The 21,217-nt window shown below is 57.2% G+C and carries 17 protein-coding genes and 1 pseudogene; 8 read left to right on the top strand and 10 right to left on the bottom strand.

Features of this window, described 5'->3' with window-relative positions; all coding sequences use genetic code 11:
• Window positions 1–94: 94 nt before the first annotated feature.
• Entirely contained in the window at window positions 95–1,474 is a 1,380-nt protein-coding gene (locus L9H78_RS08430) for an MFS transporter (protein ID WP_249619834.1), read from the top strand.
• Between the two features lie 352 nt (window positions 1,475–1,826).
• Window positions 1,827–2,745, top strand: a pseudogene (locus tag L9H78_RS08435) (transposase).
• 112 nt (window positions 2,746–2,857) lie between these two features.
• Here L9H78_RS08435 and L9H78_RS08440 read toward each other — a convergent pair.
• The 7 genes from L9H78_RS08440 to eccCa form a co-directional block, all read right to left on the bottom strand.
• A complete protein-coding gene (locus L9H78_RS08440; protein WP_249619835.1) occupies window positions 2,858–3,238 on the bottom strand; it encodes a hypothetical protein in 381 nt (126 codons plus the stop codon).
• 325 nt (window positions 3,239–3,563) lie between these two features.
• On the bottom strand, window positions 3,564–4,103 hold the full coding sequence (gene rpsI, locus L9H78_RS08445; RefSeq protein WP_126844596.1) for a 30S ribosomal protein S9: 540 nt from the start codon (window positions 4,101–4,103) through the stop codon (window positions 3,564–3,566).
• Window positions 4,103–4,546: a 50S ribosomal protein L13 gene (gene rplM / locus L9H78_RS08450; protein WP_021351957.1), complete on the bottom strand. Its 444-nt coding sequence runs from the start codon at window positions 4,544–4,546 to the stop codon at window positions 4,103–4,105. The genes rpsI and rplM overlap by 1 nt, the downstream gene beginning before the upstream one ends.
• A gap of 322 nt (window positions 4,547–4,868) precedes the next feature.
• Entirely contained in the window at window positions 4,869–5,156 is a 288-nt protein-coding gene (locus L9H78_RS08455; RefSeq protein ID WP_018121609.1) for a WXG100 family type VII secretion target, read from the bottom strand.
• A gap of 90 nt (window positions 5,157–5,246) precedes the next feature.
• Window positions 5,247–5,564, bottom strand: a complete 318-nt coding sequence (locus tag L9H78_RS08460; RefSeq protein WP_049148452.1) for a WXG100 family type VII secretion target — start codon at window positions 5,562–5,564, stop codon at window positions 5,247–5,249.
• A 144-nt stretch (window positions 5,565–5,708) separates the two neighbouring features.
• Window positions 5,709–6,908, bottom strand: coding sequence for a type VII secretion-associated protein (locus L9H78_RS08465; protein ID WP_249619836.1), 1,200 nt, complete (start codon window positions 6,906–6,908; stop codon window positions 5,709–5,711).
• Window positions 6,905–10,984 (bottom strand): type VII secretion protein EccCa, encoded by a 4,080-nt coding sequence (gene eccCa, locus L9H78_RS08470; RefSeq protein ID WP_249619837.1) that lies wholly within the window; start codon window positions 10,982–10,984, stop codon window positions 6,905–6,907. The genes L9H78_RS08465 and eccCa overlap by 4 nt, the downstream gene beginning before the upstream one ends.
• 136 nt (window positions 10,985–11,120) lie before the next feature.
• On the opposite strand from eccCa, the gene eccD reads away from it, so the two are divergent.
• Complete coding sequence (gene eccD / locus L9H78_RS08475) at window positions 11,121–12,515, top strand: type VII secretion integral membrane protein EccD (RefSeq protein WP_249619838.1); 1,395 nt, start codon at window positions 11,121–11,123, stop codon at window positions 12,513–12,515.
• The gene (locus L9H78_RS08480) at window positions 12,515–14,071 is read left to right on the top strand and encodes a S8 family serine peptidase (protein WP_249619839.1); all 1,557 of its coding nucleotides are present in this window, start codon (window positions 12,515–12,517) and stop codon (window positions 14,069–14,071) included. The genes eccD and L9H78_RS08480 overlap by 1 nt, the downstream gene beginning before the upstream one ends.
• 45 nt (window positions 14,072–14,116) lie before the next feature.
• Here the strand turns inward: L9H78_RS08480 and eccB are convergent, their stop codons facing one another.
• The 3 genes from eccB to L9H78_RS08495 all read right to left on the bottom strand — a co-directional run bounded on the left by eccB (window position 14,117) and on the right by L9H78_RS08495 (window position 17,437).
• Entirely contained in the window at window positions 14,117–15,712 is a 1,596-nt protein-coding gene (eccB, locus tag L9H78_RS08485; protein ID WP_249619840.1) for a type VII secretion protein EccB, read from the bottom strand.
• Between the two features lie 65 nt (window positions 15,713–15,777).
• Window positions 15,778–16,662 (bottom strand): tRNA pseudouridine(38-40) synthase TruA, encoded by an 885-nt coding sequence (truA, locus tag L9H78_RS08490; RefSeq protein ID WP_249619841.1) that lies wholly within the window; start codon window positions 16,660–16,662, stop codon window positions 15,778–15,780.
• Complete coding sequence (locus tag L9H78_RS08495; protein ID WP_249617672.1) at window positions 16,652–17,437, bottom strand: metal-dependent transcriptional regulator; 786 nt, start codon at window positions 17,435–17,437, stop codon at window positions 16,652–16,654. The genes truA and L9H78_RS08495 overlap by 11 nt, the downstream gene beginning before the upstream one ends.
• 166 nt (window positions 17,438–17,603) lie before the next feature.
• On the opposite strand from L9H78_RS08495, the gene L9H78_RS08500 reads away from it, so the two are divergent.
• From L9H78_RS08500 to L9H78_RS08515, 4 genes are read left to right on the top strand one after another with little or no spacing between them, the layout of a single operon-like run.
• A complete protein-coding gene (locus tag L9H78_RS08500) occupies window positions 17,604–18,566 on the top strand; it encodes a metal ABC transporter substrate-binding protein (protein WP_249619842.1) in 963 nt (320 codons plus the stop codon).
• A 54-nt stretch (window positions 18,567–18,620) separates the two neighbouring features.
• Window positions 18,621–19,412 (top strand): metal ABC transporter ATP-binding protein, encoded by a 792-nt coding sequence (locus L9H78_RS08505; protein ID WP_249619843.1) that lies wholly within the window; start codon window positions 18,621–18,623, stop codon window positions 19,410–19,412.
• On the top strand, window positions 19,409–20,281 hold the full coding sequence (locus tag L9H78_RS08510; RefSeq protein WP_249617675.1) for a metal ABC transporter permease: 873 nt from the start codon (window positions 19,409–19,411) through the stop codon (window positions 20,279–20,281). The genes L9H78_RS08505 and L9H78_RS08510 overlap by 4 nt, the downstream gene beginning before the upstream one ends.
• On the top strand, window positions 20,278–21,144 hold the full coding sequence (locus tag L9H78_RS08515; RefSeq protein WP_249619844.1) for a metal ABC transporter permease: 867 nt from the start codon (window positions 20,278–20,280) through the stop codon (window positions 21,142–21,144). Before L9H78_RS08510 ends, L9H78_RS08515 begins: the two co-directional genes overlap by 4 nt.
• Window positions 21,145–21,217: the final 73 nt, after the last annotated feature.

Raw genomic sequence — 21,217 nt, forward strand, 5'->3', positions numbered from 1 at the left:
TATGCACCCTTAGCCAAGATCGCGACCTATCTGCTGGCTTTAGCCCTGAGATCCCCGCGCAGTACAGGCATACCGTTGGAGTAGCCTATAAGCCATGAATTCCTCCTCCAGCTCCGATGGGAAATCTGGCAAGGCCACAGCGAGCGCACAACAACTCACCCGAAGCCAACGGCTTGAGCAACTGCCTTTGACGCGTGCGCACGGAAAACTACTCGGCGGCTCCGGTATTGGTTGGGCACTCGATGCCATGGATGTTGGTCTGATCTCGTTCGTGATGGCCGCGCTCGTCGCCCAGTGGGGACTATCGCCTGGGCAAGCATCGTGGTTGGGCTCCATCGGGTTTGTGGGCATGGCCATTGGCGCTACGCTCGGCGGATTGTTGGCGGATAAATTCGGCCGACGGCAAGTCTTTGCCGCCACGCTGTTGCTTTATGGCTTGGCGACGGGCGCGTCTGCCCTGGCTGGTTCGCTGGCGGTGTTGATCATTTTGCGTTTTATCGTCGGACTCGGTCTGGGTGCGGAACTGCCTGTGGCCTCGACCTACGTGGCCGAATTCGCGCCGCGTTCTATCCGCGGACGCATGGTTGTGGTCCTGGAAGCTTTCTGGGCCGTGGGCTGGATTCTCGCTGCGGTGATCGGCACATTCGTGGTGGCTTCTGGCGACAACGGTTGGCGTTGGGCACTGGCGTTAGGATGCATCCCAGCCATCTATGGTCTGGTGATTCGAATGGCGCTGCCAGAATCCGTGCGTTACTTGGAAAGCCGCGGGAAAACACGCGAAGCAGAAAAAGTAGTGCAGGAATTTGAGGATTCCCCACGGCTGAAATGGCAAGCCAAACGCTTGCCCAAGCGTACCGACGACGTGCAAGAACAATCCAGTGTGCGGGGTGGAAAATCCATTTGGTCGCCATCTTTGCGGTCGCGTACCCGCAACCTGTGGATCATTTGGTTCTGCATCAACTTGTCGTATTACGGCGCCTTTATTTGGATTCCGTCGCTGCTTCATGAGCAAGGCTTCAGCCTGGTGAAATCTTTCGGATTCACGCTGATCATCACCCTGGCACAACTTCCAGGCTATGCAGTAGCTGCCTGGCTCATTGAGCGTTGGGGCAGGCGGGCAACCTTGGCGACGTTTTTGGCGGGTTCTGCTATGGCAGCTGGGTTGTATGGTTTCAGCTCCACCGAAGCGACGATCATTATCGCCGGATGCTTGCTCAGTTTCTTTAACTTGGGTGCCTGGGGCGCGCTATACGCAATTGGGCCGGAGCTCTACCCGACGGCGCTGCGCGGGACAGGAACTGGTGCCGCGGCTGGGTTCGGCCGCCTGGCATCGATCTTAGCTCCACTGTTGGTGCCTGTTGTTCTGAATATCGGCGGACAAGGATTGTTATTCGCGCTGTTCGGGCTGAGCTTCGCGGTCGCTGCCGTTGCTGCATTCCAGCTCCCGGAACAAAAAGGTAAGCAACTGCGGTAATTAAATTAAAGAAAAGTGGATAATATGTGGTTTCCTCTGTTAGTGGTAGCGAGTGCAGCAATATTGTCTGGTAGTGCTGCGTATTCTGCAGGGAGTCAAAACCCGAAGCACCCATCGGTAGAAAGACCATCAAAAATAGGCGTATGCTCATTTTGCATAGCTACGATTTTTTACCTCTCTTCAGCGTTTTGTCTCTTCCTAGGACATATGGCGCCCGCAATAGGCCTTGGATTCGCGGGACTAGTTACGTTTGCGATTGGCTACAGTGCGACAAACTGAAGTGTCCCAAGTTTTGTTGAGGGTGTCAGGAAGTTTGTGTGTGAGGCTCGATCTAGAAGGAGTTTCACCGATAATGACTACCGTGTCACCGAAGAAAAACCATGACCCGACAAGGGTCACCGAAATCAGCAAAAAACTGATGGAAAACCCTCAAGCTCGCCAGCCTGATCAGCGAGCTGTCGACTTCCACCGATGATGCAAGCGAACTGGTCAAAGGCCTGCTGCAGGCATCGATCAACGCTGGTCTGCAGGCAGAGATGGATGCGCATTTGGGCTATAGCCATTCCGACCGTAAGGCAAAAGCCCAGGTTGGCCCCGCACAGGAGAGCAATCACCGCAACGGGGCGTACACCAAGACCGTCAATTCTGGGTATGGCACAACCGCCAGTGTGATGAGTTTTACCTAGTAGTCTTTCTCGATGCGCTACGCGTGAAAATCCGCGACGGTCACCGCGCGGTCAACAAGGCCTATTATATGGCAGTGGGCATCGATATAGATGGCATCAAGCACATCCTGGGATTATGGATCGCTAACAATGAAGGTGCGTCATTCTGGGCATCGGTGTGCGCGGATCTGGCCAACCGCGGTGTCCAAGACGTATTCATCGTGTGCTGCGATGGGCTGAAAGGCCTGCCGGAAGCAGTGGAGGCAACCTGGCCGAATTTTATGGTGCAGACTTGTATTGTGCACCTGATTCGAGCTGCGAACCGGCGAGTGCTCTACACCACCAACTCGATCGAATCGCTCAACGCTTAAACTGCGTAAAGCTACCCGTAACCGGGGTCAATTCCCGAACGATACTGCCGCACTAAAGACGCTGTGGCTGATGATCTGCAACATCGAAGACAAGCGCGCTGCCCAGCGAGCGAAGAAAGCCAAGCGTGAAATTGAATGCAACGGTTATATTGAAGGAGCGAAAGCCACCGGATGGAAACAAGCCATCAACCAACTAGCCGTGGCTTACCCGGATCGATTCGCGGACTATTTGTAAACCAAAGCCCCGCACACAAAAAATCGGACACCCTCGCTAGGCCCAGGCATCGGTACCGTTGAAACTCGCCAAGTATCCTCAGCAAACATTCATAATAGTACGACTTATTCAGTTAGCTATTAACGAGCGATATACTAAATACTGTTATCATTCCAAGCACAGCCGTCGTCGCTGCGAATACATTCTGTTCTGGCCCAAGTTGACTGATAATGAAGAACAGAAATGGCAAGCTAACTGTTACAAGCCTTTTCGGCAAAGGCATTTTCTGTGCATTCACCTCTTGATGCGCATACACAAGATTTTTACGAGACAGTCTCTCCCACCCGAGCCATAATAAGAGGATAACTATAACCACTAAAAAGCTTGCCAACATGTTTCGATACGTAGCAAAAAATAAAAATAGACCAAAAAGCGAGGATATAGCAAGTAAAACCAGTATGTATAATACCCTCGGAAAAGTAATTTTTTCAGTCGCACGGTTGCCATCAGTCATGAAATCAGGTGCCTTTCTGAAGAAAGAACTTCTATGCTCATACAATGGAAAAGTTTACCCTCTCGCATTACGGCAAACTCGCTCTTTTGCTTCTTCACATCCGAACATTGCAATCAGCGCTAAAACCCCTCCACAGGCTATTCCTGCTACTTACGCTTAAACCCAGTAGCCCGCAAATGATAGCACCACCCGCTCCTCCACCCTCGTCGTTGGCCTCCGCGCTCTAAATAGCAAATAAGCCGCCGCTTCCGAAATGGAAGCGACGGCTTGGCTTTTTCGCGGCCAGCACACCATCGGGTGCACTGGACGGAAAGCGAAAAGAAACTTAACGCTTGGAGTACTGCGGGGCACGACGTGCCTTGTGCAGACCAACCTTCTTACGCTCAACGGCACGAGCGTCACGAGTGAGCAGGCCAGCCTTCTTCAACTGGTCACGCTCAGCAGGGTTGTAAACGTTCAGTGCGCGGGCAATAGCCAAACGCAGTGCACCAGACTGACCGGTTGGGCCACCGCCGTGAAGGGTGACCTTGATGTCGAACTGGTTCTCGCGCTCGAGCAAAGTCAGCGGAGTCATGATGTCCTGCTGGTGCAGCTTGGATGGGAAGTAATCCTCGAAGCTACGACCATTAACAACAATCTGGCCAGAACCTTCCACCAGGCGCACACGAGCGACGGCGCGCTTACGACGACCGACGGTCTGGATTGGGCCCTCGTGGATTTCTGGAGCAGCGGTTTCTACCTCGTCGGAAGCCTCCGGAGCCAGGGAATCACCGATGGTGTTGGTGAACTGCTCGGTAGCTGCGGTTGCAGCAGCAATGTCGGAAGCGTCAGCGACGGTGTTTTCTTCAAAGTTCTGATCAGTCATTACTGTGCCACCTGCTTAAATTCGAATTTTTCTGGCTTCTGGCCACCATATGGGTGCTCGGAACCAGCGAAAACGTGGAGCTTCTTGATGGATTCACCGGAAAGCTTGTTGTGCGGCATCATGCCACGGATAGCTTCTTCGACGGTGCGCTCCGGGTGGTTATCCAGGGACTGACCAAGGGTCATGGTCTTCAGACCACCTGGGTAGCCGGAGTGACGGTAGCGCATCTCACGCTCACGCTTGTTAGCGGAGATGTGAACCTTGTCAGCGTTAACGATGATGACATGATCGCCGGTATCAACGTTTGGTGCGAACTGTGGCTTGTGCTTACCGCGCAAGACGTCTGCGACGGTGGAAGCAAGCTTACCCAGCACCACGTCGGTGGCGTCGATGACATACCACTTGCGGGTAATGTCACCACTTTTTGGGTGGAATGTAGACACAATGACTCCTTGAAAGTCTGTCTTGGACTGCCGGCCAACTTCTATCGAATGCCTCAGCACTACCCCACAGCGGCCGGTGGAGACCTGCAGGTAGCGTTGCCGTCTCACATAATGATTACGTCAAGAAAACACCTGTGCATTTTCTGACGAAATCGCTCATGAGCCAGCAGGGCACACAGCTAGGTAACTTTACTGGAAACGCACAGCTATAACAACCTGTGCAACGACCCTGAGAATCCAAGCTCTAACCGCACAGAAAAACACCCCCGCAGCAAATACGGGAGTGCAGCAGACGAAAAGAGACTTGGATTTAGACCAGCCGTTAGCTCCAGGAAGCTGCCGCTGCGCGGTTGACATCACTCATGGCGTCATTGCCAGAGGTCACCGTGCGCGAGATGGTCGCCAAGACCTGGTTGAGTTCTGCCGCTGCCTGGTCCCAACGGGCCTGCGCTTCCTGATAAGCAATGCTTGATTCGCCTTCCCAGGTCGAAACCATCGGCTGCAGCTGCGCTTTCAAGTCATCGAGCTGCCCATTGATACGGGCCGAGGTGGAATTGATATCTGCCGCGGCAGCCTGGATGGCACCGAATTGGTATTTAATCTGTGACATTGAATTTTCGCCTTTCTCTGTTTCCGTGGTGCTCACGGAGTTCTGATAACGTGCTCACGCAATAGCGCTCATGGTTGCAGCAGGCTGGCGTTAGAGAGCCAGGCCTCCGCCACCAACGTTGTTGAACGCCTGCGCGTTTTGCGCTTCCATGTCGTCAAAGTGGTGCGCGTTACTACGGATATTGTCGCTGATAGAGGCCAGCGCATTCTGCAGTTCGTTTGCAGACTGTTGATAACGCTGCATCAGGTTGTCGAACGAAACCTGTGCCGCGCCCTGCCAATTAGCACGTACCCCATCGACTGTGCCCTGCAGGCGCGTTAACTCAGACTGCACCTCGTTGTTGACGGTATCTACACGGCCTGCGGTTGCGACCATGACATCTGCTTCGGTGGCAAATTGTTGTGCCATAAAAATCCCCTCCCCGGATTAGAAGTCTGAAAAAATTTTGCCCGAACGATAAGAGATCCCGGCATCCTGCCGTCGTCATCTCATCGCTCTCATTGTCATTGGACTGCGTATAACTAACGACGGTTCCCGAATAACACAAAAATTTTAAATTCGTTCTAAACTTCCGACGACCAGCTCACATACCTGCTTCTGTTCTGCTGTTGCTGTGTGCCTACTGTGACACCCGACGGTCAACTGCTGGTTTTCTTCCACCCAACTAGTCCAGGCAATACGCGATCCATCACCCGGGTTTTCCACATAACGAACTTGTTCGCGTGGTTCGTGTTCACGGCGCCCTTCTTGCAAGTCCGGACTGCTGGCTACCGTCTGCATGATGTCAGTCAACACCGCATCATGATTGATCTGAGCCGCGACGTCATCATGCAACTGATCGGTGGTGACATAAATACGTAAATTCGGGTCCTCCCCCGTCGCAGCAAACACCCCGGGTTGTGAACTATCACCAATAACAAAACCACGTGGTGTGACCAGCCGCAGCCCAGAATGCTCGTGCACCATTTGGGGTTTGTCCATCGGGCGCGGGGAAGCGACAATTTCACCCGCGTCAGCCGACTCAGCGTCAGCAGGCTCAGCGTCAGCAGTCTCGGCATCAGTAAGCTCGGCGTCAGTAGTCTCGGTAGAGCCAGCACCACCGGCACTATCAGCAGTAATCACTGCATTTACCTCGTCGACGCCACCAGCACCGCCATAGCGATCCAATACCCACCATCCAGACAAACCAGTCACCGCTATCCCTGCAGCCACCAAAATTTGAAACGGGCTGGGCCGCCAACCAGCCTTAGCGTGCCGACGACGCTTCGGCTTACGCGCAATCAGCTGCACAAAATTCGACCCCACCGACTGGTTTTCCGTAGCACGCTGACTCACCCCGGCGCGGGCAGCAGCGAAAGCATCCTCACCACTGTGCATCGGGGCCGATTGCGCAGCATCCGTAGCATTCGAAGCGTTGTCCGGTTCTGCAGCAACGGCCCCAACGTCGTCGGCAAGCACCCGCACGCCGTGTTGGGTGAGTACGCGGGCGAAATCGTCGTAAACTTCGGCATCATCCGCAAAAATTTCTACATCGATTTGTGGCCATTCTTCTTCAGCCATTGCCTCAGTCTGTTCCAACACGGCAGATACCGTCCATCCCTCGGTAATTCCGCGTGCAGGAAGGTCGTAGCGCACGATAGTCTCATCAGTGCCTGCAATGCCGAAGACCGTGGCATCATCGTAGAAATACACCGAGACCTGTGCCCCGGAATGCTGTGGCTGATTTTCTGTCTCGTAGTCTGCTCGGATCATTGCTCCACCTCCGAATCAGTAGCGAAGCTCACGTCCGAGGAAGCGGACTGCGCTTCAACCCGAGATCCACTTGCAGGAGAGGCCGTACCCGGCACAGCAACCTGACAAGTGCCGACCGTCGAACCGTCGTCGTGCCAAATACCCCGCCCTGGGAGTGGTCCGTTGGAAGGTTGCGGCACCGGTTTAATACCGAAGAAAGGGCCGTCGTCTTTATCAGCACCCAAAACCACGACGCATGGTTGTGAATCGCGGATCGCGCTGAGCACCGGCCCGAAGGCAGCACGATTAAACCCACCAGCCTTCCGCGCAACCACCAGATGCATGCCAATATCCCGAGCGTGTGGGATCAGTTCGATCAGCGGGTGCAGCACATTATCGGCGACCAAGTCATAGTCATCGATAACCAGGTAGATCTCTGGGCCGTCCCACCAGTCACGGCGGGCAAGTTGTTCCGGGGAAATATCTGCCGAAGGCAGGCGCTGGCGCAGCGTAGTCACGGCATCGGCCAGAACTTTTTCTGTCTGCGGCGCGGAATGCGAATAGGCCGCCAGCATGTCTTGATCGATCGTGCCCAAATGCGCACGCCGGTGGTCAATCACGACCATCCGCGCCTGCTCGCGGCCTAAGTCACTAATGCCAGCCATGACGGTGCGCAGCGTGGTGGTTTTACCCATTCCGCGCGCGGCCACACACAAAAAGTGATCGCTCGCCGACGGATCCCAGGCCAGCGTGGACAGCCGCGGACCTCCCACCGCAACCGGGAGGCCCGGCACTGCAGCAGTGCCTGCGGGCTCGGCGTCGGCAAGAGTGCCAGCAGCTGTGAGTTCTCCCCGCTCGATCCGCTCTGGTAACACTCGCAGCGCAGCAACCGGCTCGTCGCCACGCTCAGCGCTGACTACAGCGATATGTGCCAGGTCTTGATTCGAGCTTTGCGCAATCAGCAAGTATTTCTTGTCGACACTCAGTCCACGCCCCGGAAGCGCCGGCAATTTGTCTTGCATCTTGCGATCACACAGCGAATCCATGGATTCTGCGAGTTTCAGCTCCAGGCGTGTGCCGATGAGATCGCGGATCGCCGGGCGCAGCGTGTTCCACCGCGGGGTCGCAACCAGTAGGTGAATTCCAGCACTCGGACCATCGGCGGCAATCTGGGTGATTGGTTCGGCGAGGTCCTCGAACTCCGCGGTAGAGGTACCGATATTGTGCCAACCGTCGACCACCAGAAAAGTCTGCTGCTGGGTTTTCACTGTGCTGTGGGCTTGGGTGTTATCGCTGAGCAGACCAGAGACTTCGTCAACGACACGACGAATACGTTCTGGCTGATGACGCCCAGCGACCCCGGCCACGTGCGGCAGCCGCGATAAGGTTTCTAGTTGTCCACCACCAAGATCGATGACATAAAAACGTGCCTCCGCGGTGGAATGGGTCGCAGCTAGCGATGCCACCATCGTGCGCAGGGCAGTTGATTTACCCATTTGCGGACCGCTGCACAATGCGACGTGGCCACCGTGGGCTGAGAAATCAATCTCCAACAAATCTTGGCGCTGGTGATACGGCTGGTCGATAATTCCGATGCCCACGGTAAGGCGTGCGCTGCGTTCTGCCACGCTGGCCAGCTCAATAGATTTCGGCAACGGCGGTAGCCAAATTTGATGTGCCTCCTGGCCCCTAGTGCGCGCCGTGGCCACAGCTGCGTTAACCACAGCGTCCATGGTGGTACCCGCGGGCTCACTGGCGACGGCAAGTGCGTCCATATTCGTTGGTTCTGCCACATCGTCAGGTTCCAGTCCGTCGGCAGCTTCCACGTCTCCGGCAGATTTCAATTCGCCTGCGGGATCAGCAATCGGATCGTGTTCTAATGCCAGCGGCTGGTCAATATCAGCCCAGCAAGAAAATTCAATAACCTGCGCTTCAGCAGTTTCCTGCTCAACTTCACCGGCTCCCGAACGGCCCAACCTGGCAGTTGGTCCGGCACCAGCTGTTGCCGGAACCTCCAACGGGCCAGAAACATACGCCGCCTGGAAACGCTGCAACTCTTCCGCATCAGTTTTCACATACCCCGCACCAGGTTGGCCAGGCAAATGATAGGCATCAGCACTACCCAACACCTGACGTGATTCCATCGCCGAAAATGTCTTTAGGCCAATGCGATAGGACAAGTGGGAATCCAGCCCCCGCAACCGGCCTTCTTCCAACCGCTGCGAAGCCAACAACAAATGCACATGCAACGAACGCCCCAGCCGCCCAATAGCCACAAACAGGTCAGCAAAATCTGGGAACTGCCCAAGTAACTCAGAAAATTCGTCGACGATGATCACCAGAGCAGGCAAAGGCTCCAGATCATCCCGGCCACCCCGGCGCGCCTGGTTATATTCACCGACGTTGGCGAAATTCCCAGCCTTACGCAGCACCTCCTGGCGCCGGTTCATCTCTCCGGAAAGGGCATCGAACATGCGGTCCACCAGCACGGCTTCGTCTTCCAAGTTGGTGATCACGGCGGAGGTATGTGGCAAAGAGTCCAACCCCAAGAAAGTCGCGCCACCTTTGAAATCAACCAACACAAAGTTAAGTTCTTCCGGGCTGTGGGTGGCAGCCAATGCTGTGACCAGTGTTCGCAACAACTCGGATTTTCCCGAGCCCGTGGCACCGATGCATAAACCGTGCGGGCCCATGCCGCCATGGGCAGATTCTTTCAAATCCAGTTGCACCGGGGTCTTATCTGGCCCCAAGCCGATCGGCACGGTCAGGCGGCGGTCATCGCGTTCGCGTTCTGGCCACATTGTGGAATTATCCAACTGCCGCAGATCATCGATGCCGAGCAGTGAACCCATCTCATTGCGCGTGGCCTCGCCGGCGCTGCCTGTGGCATAAGGCCGGGAATATTTCGCCAGACCTTTCGCTAATGCACGCAACTGACCGTCGGCAAGCCCATCGGCTAACCCAAGATTTTCCAAGCCGGCTTCTGTTTGCACCGCCAGTTCGTCGTCGGCAAACAGCAATAGGCCTTCCATTTCGGCACGGATCCCCAGCGCAGTGGTGCTACGCGAGTTGATATCGATAATGGTGGTCCACTCATCGTCGACCAAAAAATCCTCAGTTCCGGTGGTCGTCACGTCATCAACCAACAAAATTCGGTACTGCGCATCATCCGGCCTGCGAGTATGCGGTAGCCACTTCAGCCATTCCCAGTTCTGTGTTGTGCTGTTGTCCACCACACTGATGCCGACGGTTTCCGGGCCATGGTGAACAACCAACTGCGCCAGCAGCGCACGAGCCAGTGCGCGCGCCCGAATACCTGATACCCCAATGCAGCTAAATGCCTGCAGCTGGACGACGATGGGCAACTCCGCAACCTGCGACACCTGATCGACCGTCCGACGCACGCTCACCGCACACACCGGGTCAAGATCTTCCGGAGCACCCGATTCGCTGACTTCCACCGGGGTGCACAACTCCGCTTCGCCGAGCCCCAGCCGCACCTGCAGCACATCGTCGTCATCGCCAGCGCGCTCCCACAGCCGTCTAGTGCTCAGCCGTGCATGCAGATCCTCCGGGTGCGGATGGCGGGCCAGCTGGTGCGCACGCTGTTTATCGGCATTGTTTTCTGCTTTATCCCGGATGACATCCAAGTGGCGCAGGTAGGTCCGCCGCGTATCGTCGGCGTCGGCCTGCTGGCCCTGCGGCATAAACATCATCGCCATTGACATCACCATCATCAGCGGAAAGATCAGCAGCATCGGTGACATGCCCACCCCACTGACCGAACCGCCACCGAAGAACATCACGCCGACCAGCAGCACCAGTACCGCAATCATCACCACCGGCAGCAGAATCCGCAGCATGGGCACTGCTTGTGGTTTTTGTGCAGCCGGAACCGCGTCGACCTGCAGACTGCCCTGCGGTAACGGCGGCAACGGGTCACGCTGGGCTTGTGTGATTGGCTCCACCGTAAACTCTTGCGGGCCTATTGTGGGCTGCCGAGTGCCCACGGCAGCCGCGACAGCATTATCACTGGCTGCTTGGTTAATGGCAGCTGTGTTACTTGCTTCCGTGGTTGTCGGATACGCAGAATTCATAACCCCTCCCCGAATTATGTCTCTCCCCCGATCATTAGACACAGACCACATTGTAGGTCACAATTGCAGCATGGGGGTGATGTAGGGGCGGGTACGCCCCCAGTGACCGCGTACCCGCATTCGGGAGGGGAATTCTATGTCTCTCACGCAGTGTTTGCGTGTTTCTTTGTGTTTTGTTGTCGGGGAATTTTCCCGCGAGGTCGATGTCGCAATCCCGCGGCACGCATCAATACTGGAGTTATTGCCGCGCTGCACGCAGCTGTGCCAGGCACCGCGGATTTCCAAGCCATGGCAGGCCTCTACAGTGGTGGGCCAGCCACTGGATATGGGCTCGCCGGTGGGAGAAATTGGGCTTGCCGACGGCGACACCATCCTGGTGCACCCACGAGCGGAATTGCGTTCGCCGGTGGTGCGGGATTCTGCAGAATCACTGGCTGCCACCGCACACGGCAATCGTGGTGGTCGGCAGCTGTCCGCGGTGGTACTTGCCGCGCAAACCGGGGCAGCACTTCTGACTGCCGGGTTGGCGTGGTGGTGGCTGGCGTTTGCAGTGGCTGCGTTTATCGGGGTGGTCATCGTGCCTTGGCAGCAGCGCATGCGGCACAAGACCGTCGGTGGTGACAGTTCTGCAGTTGCACTCGCTTCGATTATTTCCGCCGGGCTGGCCGGTGGTTTTCTCGTTGCCTGGGGGCTACAGCCTGCCGGAGCACCAGCGGATCTGTTAGCACGACTTTCCGCTGCCGATACCGCATGGGCGTTATTATCCGGGGTGGCGGTAGCAACATTATTGCTGGTGCTTATGATCTTTTACCGCGCTTTACCCATGCGCACGGTTGCCGCACTCACAACCGCGGCGGTGTTGCTCGTGCTGGCTAGTTCTGCGCTGTCGTTGCCGTCGGCAAGCATTACCAGCGCTTTTGCAGGCGCACTCATCACGTGCGGGGTCCTCGGTTTAGCACTCGCACCGATGCTCGCAACCAAATTTTCCGGCATTCCTATTCCACGCTTGCCCACCGCCGGGCAGGAGCTGTCCACTACTGACCATGCTGCTGCGCGGACGCGGTCGGCCGAAGAAAAATCTCTCACATTAGCCCAGCGCACTCACGATGTGCACGCAGGAATCGTCAGCGGCATTGCGGCAATGGTGGTGCCCGCGCTGCTGGCAGTGGGCATGGAAGGTGAAATTTTTGCACAGATGCTGTGCCTCGCAGTAGCTGGTGCAGTCTGTTTGCATGCCGCCCGGCACCACCACGGTGCTGCAGTGTGGGCATTGATGTTGGTAGTCGCAGCCGCAGTCATTGCCATCGGCAGCAGCATTTGGGCTGGGCTAGACCACCCCGGCGCGATCGGCGTGGCGTTGGTGGTCATGGTGGCAGCGTCGGCAAGCCCGGTGTGGGCACCAAAAATACGAGACCTGGAACCGACCACAATGGTGTGGCTGGAGCGTGCAGAATCGCTTGCCGTTGCCGCATGCTTGCCACTCGCTTTACAGGTCATCGGAGTATTTGCCATGATTCGGGGGTTGGGTTAATGCGGAAAGTACAGCGGGTTATAGCGGCCAGCACCGCCGGTGCGCTCGGGCTACATGGTTTTATGTTCTTCCCGGTTGGAGGCAGCACGGGTTCCGCGACCGCACAGGCACAAACTCGTGACGACGTCGAGGTCCGCCGCACCGTTGACTGCGTTGACCCCATTGTGGCTCCGGCACCAACTCCGGCGGCTCCGGGAGCCGAGGCTGAATTTTCGAGGCCCTGGCAGGATGCTTTTGGCAGCTCCCCCGGTTCTGCACCCGGTTCTACGCCGAGCCGCCACGGCCGTGCGGAACAGACACGCTCTGAGCCCGCACGCAACCAACAGCCGCTCACCGTCAGCACGGATTACCGCACCGCCCACCAATTCGCCACCGGAGCCGGAGTACGTGTTGCAGTCATTGACACCGGAGTTTTCGACCACGAACAGTTGCACGTGGAACCAGTCGCCGATTTGGTTTCCCCGGCTGAAAACAACCCACTACTCGACTGCGACGGGCACGGCACCATCGTCGCGGGCATCATCGGAGCCGAACAATCGGGCGTCGCACCGAACGCACAGATCCTGTCCATCCGACAATCCTCGGCGCACTACAGCTCCCGCCAGCCGAACAACACACCAGACCAGCAGCACGCACCCGATGCCGAGGAACCAGAGCTCACCGGCACTCTCAGCAGTTTTGCCCAGGCCATCCACACCGCGCTTGACCATGACGCGCAGGTCATCAACGCCTCGGTGGTTTCCTGCATCCCACCAGAACACGCAGAACATCTACGCACACAAGCTCTTGACGACGCACTCGCCCGCGCCGAACACCAGCAAGTTCCCGTCGTCGCTGCCGCCGGAAATGCCGGGCAGGGGTGCGAACGCGACTCAGTCGTTTTTCCAGGAAACAACGAAACCGTCGTTACCGTCGGTGCACTCGCCACCCCACACGAGCACGCTGAATATTCCATGCCGCAGCTTGGTCACCCGACTGGCTCAAGTGATAGGGCTACCGGGGATGGTGGGGATGACAGGAATGTTGTGCACAACTCCGGCGGTCCGAACAACGTGGCACTTTCCGCGCCGGGCCGAGTTGCCGTTGGACTATCACCAAATTCGCAGGCCTGGGCGGCCGGGATCATCCGTAATGGGCAACCATCCGGGCTGCATGGCACGAGTTTCGCGGCCCCGGTGGTGACCGGAACCGTAGCTTTGCTGCGGGAACGCTATCCGCATGCCAGTGCAGCAGAAATCCGGGAGCTTTTGGTTACTGCTAGCTACCCACAGCATGGTTTTATCGACCCGGTGCGCGTGCTCACGCACCCCGCCCCAGGCTTGGAACCTGCTGGTGACGGTGGTGACGGTGCTCGGAACGCTGGTGCACCCTCCGAGCACGACCATGCTGCTATCGCGCAGCCGCGCATGGTCGTGGCCGGTCCACCGGGTAATGAAACCCTGGTTACAGCTCGAAGCCTGGTGGCACTGGCCGTTGTGGTACTCATCGGCGCGCTTATTGTCACCTTATTGGCCTTTGGGATTTCGGCACGCATGCGGAGAAACGAGCAGACGTAGTCGGTGCCTCCACTCACGAAAAACCCTGTGCGCAGGATAGCCAGGTTATTTCCTAGCTTGCCGTGCGGACCGCTCATCCAGGCTCGGTCCTTCCGGCAAAAGACGCAGCAAGTCCCAAGAAACTTCTTCCACGAGCAGCTCATCCTGCACCACCGGCGCGCCCACAGCCTGCATAGCTTCTGCACCATCGACATCATGTATCCGACCCGAAGGCGTCAACACATGATAGCCGTGTTCGCTGGCAACACCGTGGCTGAAGGTTCGCGTGGAGACAAAATAATCCGCGGCCGCAGTGCCAGAAATTTCTACCGTGCTGACCTGGACCGGATCCGAGGCTTCGGCGCTGGGAGCATCTGGCTCACGGAGATCACTAGGAGCATTGGGAGCACTAGAAGCACCGGGATCATCGGGATCATCGGGATCAGGTTCTGCATCGTGATTCAGCACCACCAATTCTCCGTTTGCACCAGCACACACTTGGCCGTGAGCGTCGTCAAGCAAATCCGGCCTGAATTCAGGCAGATTCCAATTCACAGCCGCTGGCTGCGCATCCGGGTAACGGTGCACCTCAGCGGAATCTGTGCGGCGCGATTGCGCACCCATATCCTGCAAGATCTGCGCTTCTAGCTGGCTTAACGGCGTGATGTCGCGTGATTCCTGTGGGGTGCCACCAGCCTCAAGCAACGCCCACCACTGATTGGCATCCGGGGCTGGGGCTTTTACCTCTAAAACCTCAGGAAGTTCTTCAGCCGGTGGCACAGAAAAAGCTGGCTTTGCTGTCCAATTCGCGAGTAATTCCGGCGGCGCCTCCCACACGGCAGAGTCGTGGTTCACGCCTAGGCCACGCCGCACGGCACGCGAAAACTGATCTGTACCATCCGGGATTTCTACGCGACCATCGGCGCTGACCAGCCACTGTACGCCATCATGTTCGACGAGTGCGGCGGCATCGTCGTCGACGGCATCCAGCAAGAATGCCTCTTCCGGATTATCAGCGACCACGCTCAACGCACCGGTAGCGAAATCAATACACCCCGCCCACGGGCCAGGAGCTGGTGCACCAGAACCAGCAGAACCTGATGCAGACATACGACCTGCAAAACTACCGCCAGCTGCGGCGTCGGCAAGATCATCAGCAGTTGGCAAATTATTTGGTGCATCGACAATACCCACCGGGATGCCATGTAGGCGCTGCGCGAGTTTTTCCGCCCCGATCGCCACCGGGTCCTCGGGGCTGCCAGCCAACAACCGGGCCGAGGCCAGATTCGTCGTCGGATGATAACGCCCATCCAGCAGCGTATAGAGCTGCCCGTGCTCACTGCGCACGATCACAGCATCGCCCGGATCCGGTTCCGGCGACAACCACGCCAACACGCCAGCACCAGCACCGATGAGCACCGTGGCGACAGTACCAAAAATCAACGCCCGCCGACGCGTCGCCAGCGGATCATGAATCATTCGGATATCGCCAGTAACCACCCCATGTTCCACCCGGCGACGCAAAAACTTATGCCCACTAACTTGCGCTTTCGTCGTCGGCAGCATGGTCTGCGACGCACCGCTTTTCTTCTGCCCACCATCGTTACTCGCCAGAGCACGGCCAGAACCCTGCAAATTCTCGTTAGTATCCCCCGTGGCCATAGAACGTCCCCTCCCCGAAAGTTCATACAGACGCCAGTATGCTACATCACGATTCGCGCCACTGCCTAGTCACGGCGCTGCCTAGTTTCAATAGCACGCGCCGCCAGTTCCTCGTCGGCCGGATAATCCACGCGTACCAAACTCAACCCATTTGCCGGTGCCACCTGGATCTTCGAGCTACGCGAATCCTGCCCCAACAACGTCGCGGCGAAATCCACATCACGTTTCCCGGACCCCACCTGCAGGCACGTGCCGACGAGACTGCGCACCATTGACCAGCAAAACGCATCAGCAACTACGTGCGCGAGATACGTCGCCGGTTCAGTGGCAGTAGAGACATCTTCCCACTGAAAAATTTGCAGATCCCGCACCGTGGTGGCGTGTGGCTTCGCTTTACAAAACGCAGCGAAATCATGAAAACCCACCAGCGCATCTGCGGCATCCTGCATGGCAGCAAGGTCAACTGCTGCACCCCATAACGCAGTATCACGTGCCCGCGTCGGCAGCACCCCACCCGGATGCGCAGTCACACGATATTCATAATGACGGCGCAACGCAGAAAACCGGGCATCAAAACCTGCGGGAGCAAACTCCACCGAATTAATGCGAATATCCTCCGGTAACAGCCGCGACAAGCGCCGCACCAGTTTGCACGGCTGGCCATCAATTGAGCGCTGCTGCAGAGCGTCCACCGGCACGTCGACATGACACACTTGGCCCGCCGAATGCACCCCGGCATCTGTACGCCCTGCCACCGTCAGCTGTAACGGCGCACGCAGAACCAAGGACAAGGCATCTTCGACAACGCCTTGCACAGTGCGCAATTCTTGGCCGTCTTGTGGTTTTTGTCGGGCCCAACCGTGAAAATCTGTGCCGTCATAGGCCAGGTCGATACGCAGGCGCACCTTGTCAGAACACTCCTCGCGAGGCAATTCAGTACTAGTTCTCATTAGAGTGACGTTCTGCAATCGGTTCTGCAATAGAGTCTTCGGCGGTGGGGTGCGCGTCGGCAAGCGAATCGTTATCCACACTAATTTTTACATCTGCGGCCGCTTTCACAGCCAACGCCACCGGATCGCCTGCCGGTTCATCAGTCGTCGACGAAAGCACCTGCACGTGCACCAAACCTGCCACCGACGGACTCGTCACCCGGACACGAGAGCCCGGTGCGATGTCATGCGCGGCCAAATACCGCAGCAATTCAGGATCTTCATCATTAACCTGTTCGATGACCACCGGCAATCCAGGCTCGCACTCCGCTAGGCTCATCACACCAAGATCTTCCACCTGACCATCGGCAGACGGAATCGGGTCGCCATGCGGATCACGAGTTGGAAAATCCAACAGCGCATCAATGCGGTTGATAAAACGGTCCGAGGCTGCGTGTTCCAGCAGGTCGGCATCGGTATGAATTTCGTCCCAGGTATAACCAAGGGTTTCCACCAGGAACGTTTCGATCAAGCGGTGGCGGCGGATCATCACGAGTGCCAACCGTGCGCCCAGTTCAGTGAGCTTCACCCCAGAATAAGGTTCGTGTTCCACCAGGCCACGAGCCTGCAGGCGTTTGATGGCCTCAGAAGTAGTGGAATTTTTTTGCTGCGCACGACGGGATAACTCGGAAAGACTTACCGATGCTTGGCCCCCGGATTCACCGGAACGTTCTGAGATCCCCCACAGCAATTTCAGATATTCCTGGGTCCGTTGCGGCAGCTCACCAATATGCATGCGGCCATTCTAGCTGGCAAATACCTGCCACGTCACTGTTAGGGCAGGTAGGCACAGAAACTCAGTTGAAGATTCAAAAACCAGTGTCTAGGATTTCAATTATCCATATTGCTGAACTTTTTTAAGCATACTTTCATAAAATAAGATTCATCCACGAAAGGCAAGCATGACACGCAAATCCATCCGCACCGCCGCCACCATCGGCACAGCCTTAGCCTGCCTAGGCGGCTTGGCTGCATGCAGCAATGACTCCGATTCCAATGCCAGCGGCACTAATGGCAGCAACGGCGCAGACGAACAACTGACCATCTTCGCCACTACCGGCTACCTTGCCGACGCTGCCCAGCACATCGCACCAAATGCCGAGGTGATCACCCTGGTTGGCCCTGGCGGCGACCCACACACCTACCAGCCCACCACGCAAGACATCGACACAATGCAAAAGTCCGATGTTGTGTTGTGGAACGGCCTGCACCTCGAAGCCCAGATGGATAAGCAGCTAGAAGCCCTCGGTGATAAGCAAGTTGCCGTTGGTGATCAGCTCGACGAATCCAAGTTGCTGCCTTGGCCAGAAGCTGAGGAAGAAGGCGAACCAGAATACGACCCACACATTTGGAACTCGCCGGAACTGTGGCAAGAAGTCGTCGATATCGTCGCCGACCATATCTCCGAAATCGACCCAGACGGCAGCGAGGGCTACCACGAGGCCGCCGAGAAGTACAACGACGAAATCGCGACGCTGCACCAAGAAGCCAAAGAAGCTCTCGGCGAGTTGTCTTCCCGTCTATTGGTCACCGGCCACGATGCCTTCAACTACCTCGGCGATACCTACGACCTAGATGTGGAAGCAACCGACTTCGTGTCCACCGAAGCCGAGAAATCTGCCAGTGAACTCGATGAGTTGGCCGGAAAGATCGCAGAAGCCAAGGTTCCGACGATCTTCTACGATAACCAGGTCAATCCACAGGCCATCAACGCGTTGAGCGAAGCCATCGCGGCGCGCGGATGGGATGTCGAAATCTCTGATGAGGAACTGTTCGCCGATAGCCTCGGAGCCGAAGCCCCAGTTGATACGTACCTTGGCGCATTCCGCCACAACTTCGAAGCCATCGCTGCCGCACTGAAGTAGACCAACCCAGTAATCAAGAAAATCAAGGTGTCAACCACCGTCCAGGAGACCGCCATGCTTGCACCCGCCCCCACTACCACCACTGCATTATCGGTACGTGGCCTGACAGTCAATTACGGCACCGGCGTCATCTTGGATGAGCTGGACGTCAAAATCCCGCGCGGTAGTTTCGCCGGCATCGTCGGCGCAAACGGGAGCGGCAAGTCCACGTTGTTGCAAGCCTGCCTGGGGTTATTGCCCAAAGCGACCCGGGGGCAGGCACAGGTGGAATTTTTTGGCAAGCCGCTGCGTGCCATCCGGACGGACCTCGGCTATATGCCACAAAGCCAGCAGGTGGACTGGGATTTTCCGGCCACTGTCCTGGACGTGGCCTTGATGGGTCGTACTGCTAGCAAACGCTCGTGGTGGCCTTGGCCAAATTCGGCAGATAAAAAAGCCGCGCGAGAGGCCGTTGCCGCCGTCGGCTTGGAGAAGTATTCCGGCGCAGCGATTGGCGCACTCTCCGGTGGGCAGAGGCAACGCGCACTGTTAGCCCGCACGCTCGTCAACAGCCCGGAGCTGCTGGTCCTCGATGAACCTTTCCAGGGCATCGACGCATTTAGCCAAGAAACAATCGTCGACATCCTCCGCGAGCTACACCAGTCAGGGACCACCATCATCATGGTTCACCACAACCTGGCAGAAGTCGCCGAATACTGCGACCACGTGACGTTGTTAGCTGGCGGCAAGGTATCCGCCAACGGACCAACGCATAAAACTCTCACCGACACCGCCATCAGCGCCGCTTATAATCTGCCAGGCAACTTCTCCGCGAACCTCACGCGGGATCGCAGGTCGGTGTCATGATCACACCATGGGAATTGCTGACCACCCACACGTATCTCATGGCGGTGCTCGGCACCATGGTCATCGGCGTTGCAGCCGGTGCATTGTCCCCCGTGGTGTATTTCCGCAAGCAAGCACTGATTTCCGACGTGATTTCCCACGCCAGTTTACCGGGAATCACCTTCGCGTTTCTTATCGCCGCGTACCTCAACTTGCCGACGCGCAACCCGCTGTTTTTAGCGGCTGGTGCGTTGCTGACCGCATTACTAGCCGTCGGCCTGTCCCACTGGTTGTTTCACCACACGCCGTTGTCGGTCGATACCGGCATGGCCATCTCACTCAGCGTGTCTTTTGCCTTAGGCATGCTGGGGCTGTTCATCATCACCAAACAGCCGCTGCCCGGCAAAGGCGGAATTCAAGACTACCTGTTGGGTAATGCTAGCTCGGTAACCATCGCAGATCTACGGATTTCCGTCGTACTCAGCCTGGTTATTCTCAGCGGACTCATCTGGTACTTCCCCACGCTGAAATGCTGGCTTTTCGACCCAACCTTCGCCGCAACCTCCGGAGTACACACCCGCCTGCTGCACGTCGTCGCCATGACCGCCTTCGCATTAGTGGTCGTCAACGGCATCAAAGTCGTCGGCGTTATCTTGATGGTCTCGTTCGTCATCGCCCCCTGCGTGGCCGCGCGGCAATGGTCTAACCACCTCGGCGCCGTCACGATCCTTGCCGCTGTGATCGGTGCTGCTAGTTGCTTAATCGGGGTCTACCTGGCCGTGATCATTGGCTCGATCCCTACCGGGCCACTTATCGCCGTTGTGCAGGCCTGCTTCGCCCTCGTCTCTCTGATTTTCGCCCCTAAGCGCGGATTGGTGTTTTCCCAATGAGCTTCGTCGTCACCGTCAGTATTTTAGCCGTCGTTACCGCTATTACCTGCGCAATTCCCGGGGTAATCGTGGTAGCAAACAAAGATGCGATGCTTCTCGACGGCATGGGACACGCCGTGCTCCCCGGAATCGTGGTAGGCGCGCTGATTTCCGGATCAGTGCAGTCCCCGTTACTCGTTTTATTCGCCGGAGCCGCGGCGTTTCTGGTGGCTTTGGGCACGAGGTGGCTGGCTGACACCGGGTTAATCGCAGAAGGCGGCGCACTGGGGTTGGTTTTTCCCTCCATGTTCGCCGTCGGGATCGTGCTGCTAAGCTTGAATTTTTCGAACGTGCACTTCGACGTGCACACCGTGTTAGTCGGCAATCTCAATCTGGCCGCGCTTTCGCAACCGTCTTATCTATGGACGCTAGTGCCGATCATGCTGGCAAATATCGTCTTCGTCGGCTGGCTCCTCCCCCTGCTTGGAGCTTGTGCCTTCGACGACCGTGCCGCCAAAGTCGCTGGCGTACAGGTACGGGCATTGCGCTTGACGACGCTCGCCTTAACCTCTTTGACGGTCACTGCGAGTTTTTACGCCGCCGGTGTGATGCTGGTGATCGCGATGATGGTACTGCCTGCGGCTACCGGGCGAATCTTCGCTGTCACTTTTCGTCTACCAGGCATTTCCATGCTGACCCAAATTCTGGGCAGTGCCGTCGTAATTGCATTAATAGGCAGCATGGTGGGATTCTGGAGCGCGTATCGCATAGACATCCCCGCGGCTGTGGCAATCACCCTCGCTTATGCCCTGCTCTTGGTGGCGGCGCTCGGCTCAATATCTTTGGGGCGACGCGGTCGCAAACGTGCTCCCGCTTTTGCCTAGGCTAGACCGCCGCTAGGTAAACGCCGATCTGTTTTCACGCCGGCTTTGTTAATGCCGGACTTTGTTAACTCCA

It is taken from the genome of Corynebacterium pseudodiphtheriticum (assembly GCF_023509295.1).
Lineage (GTDB): Bacteria > Actinomycetota > Actinomycetes > Mycobacteriales > Mycobacteriaceae > Corynebacterium > Corynebacterium pseudodiphtheriticum.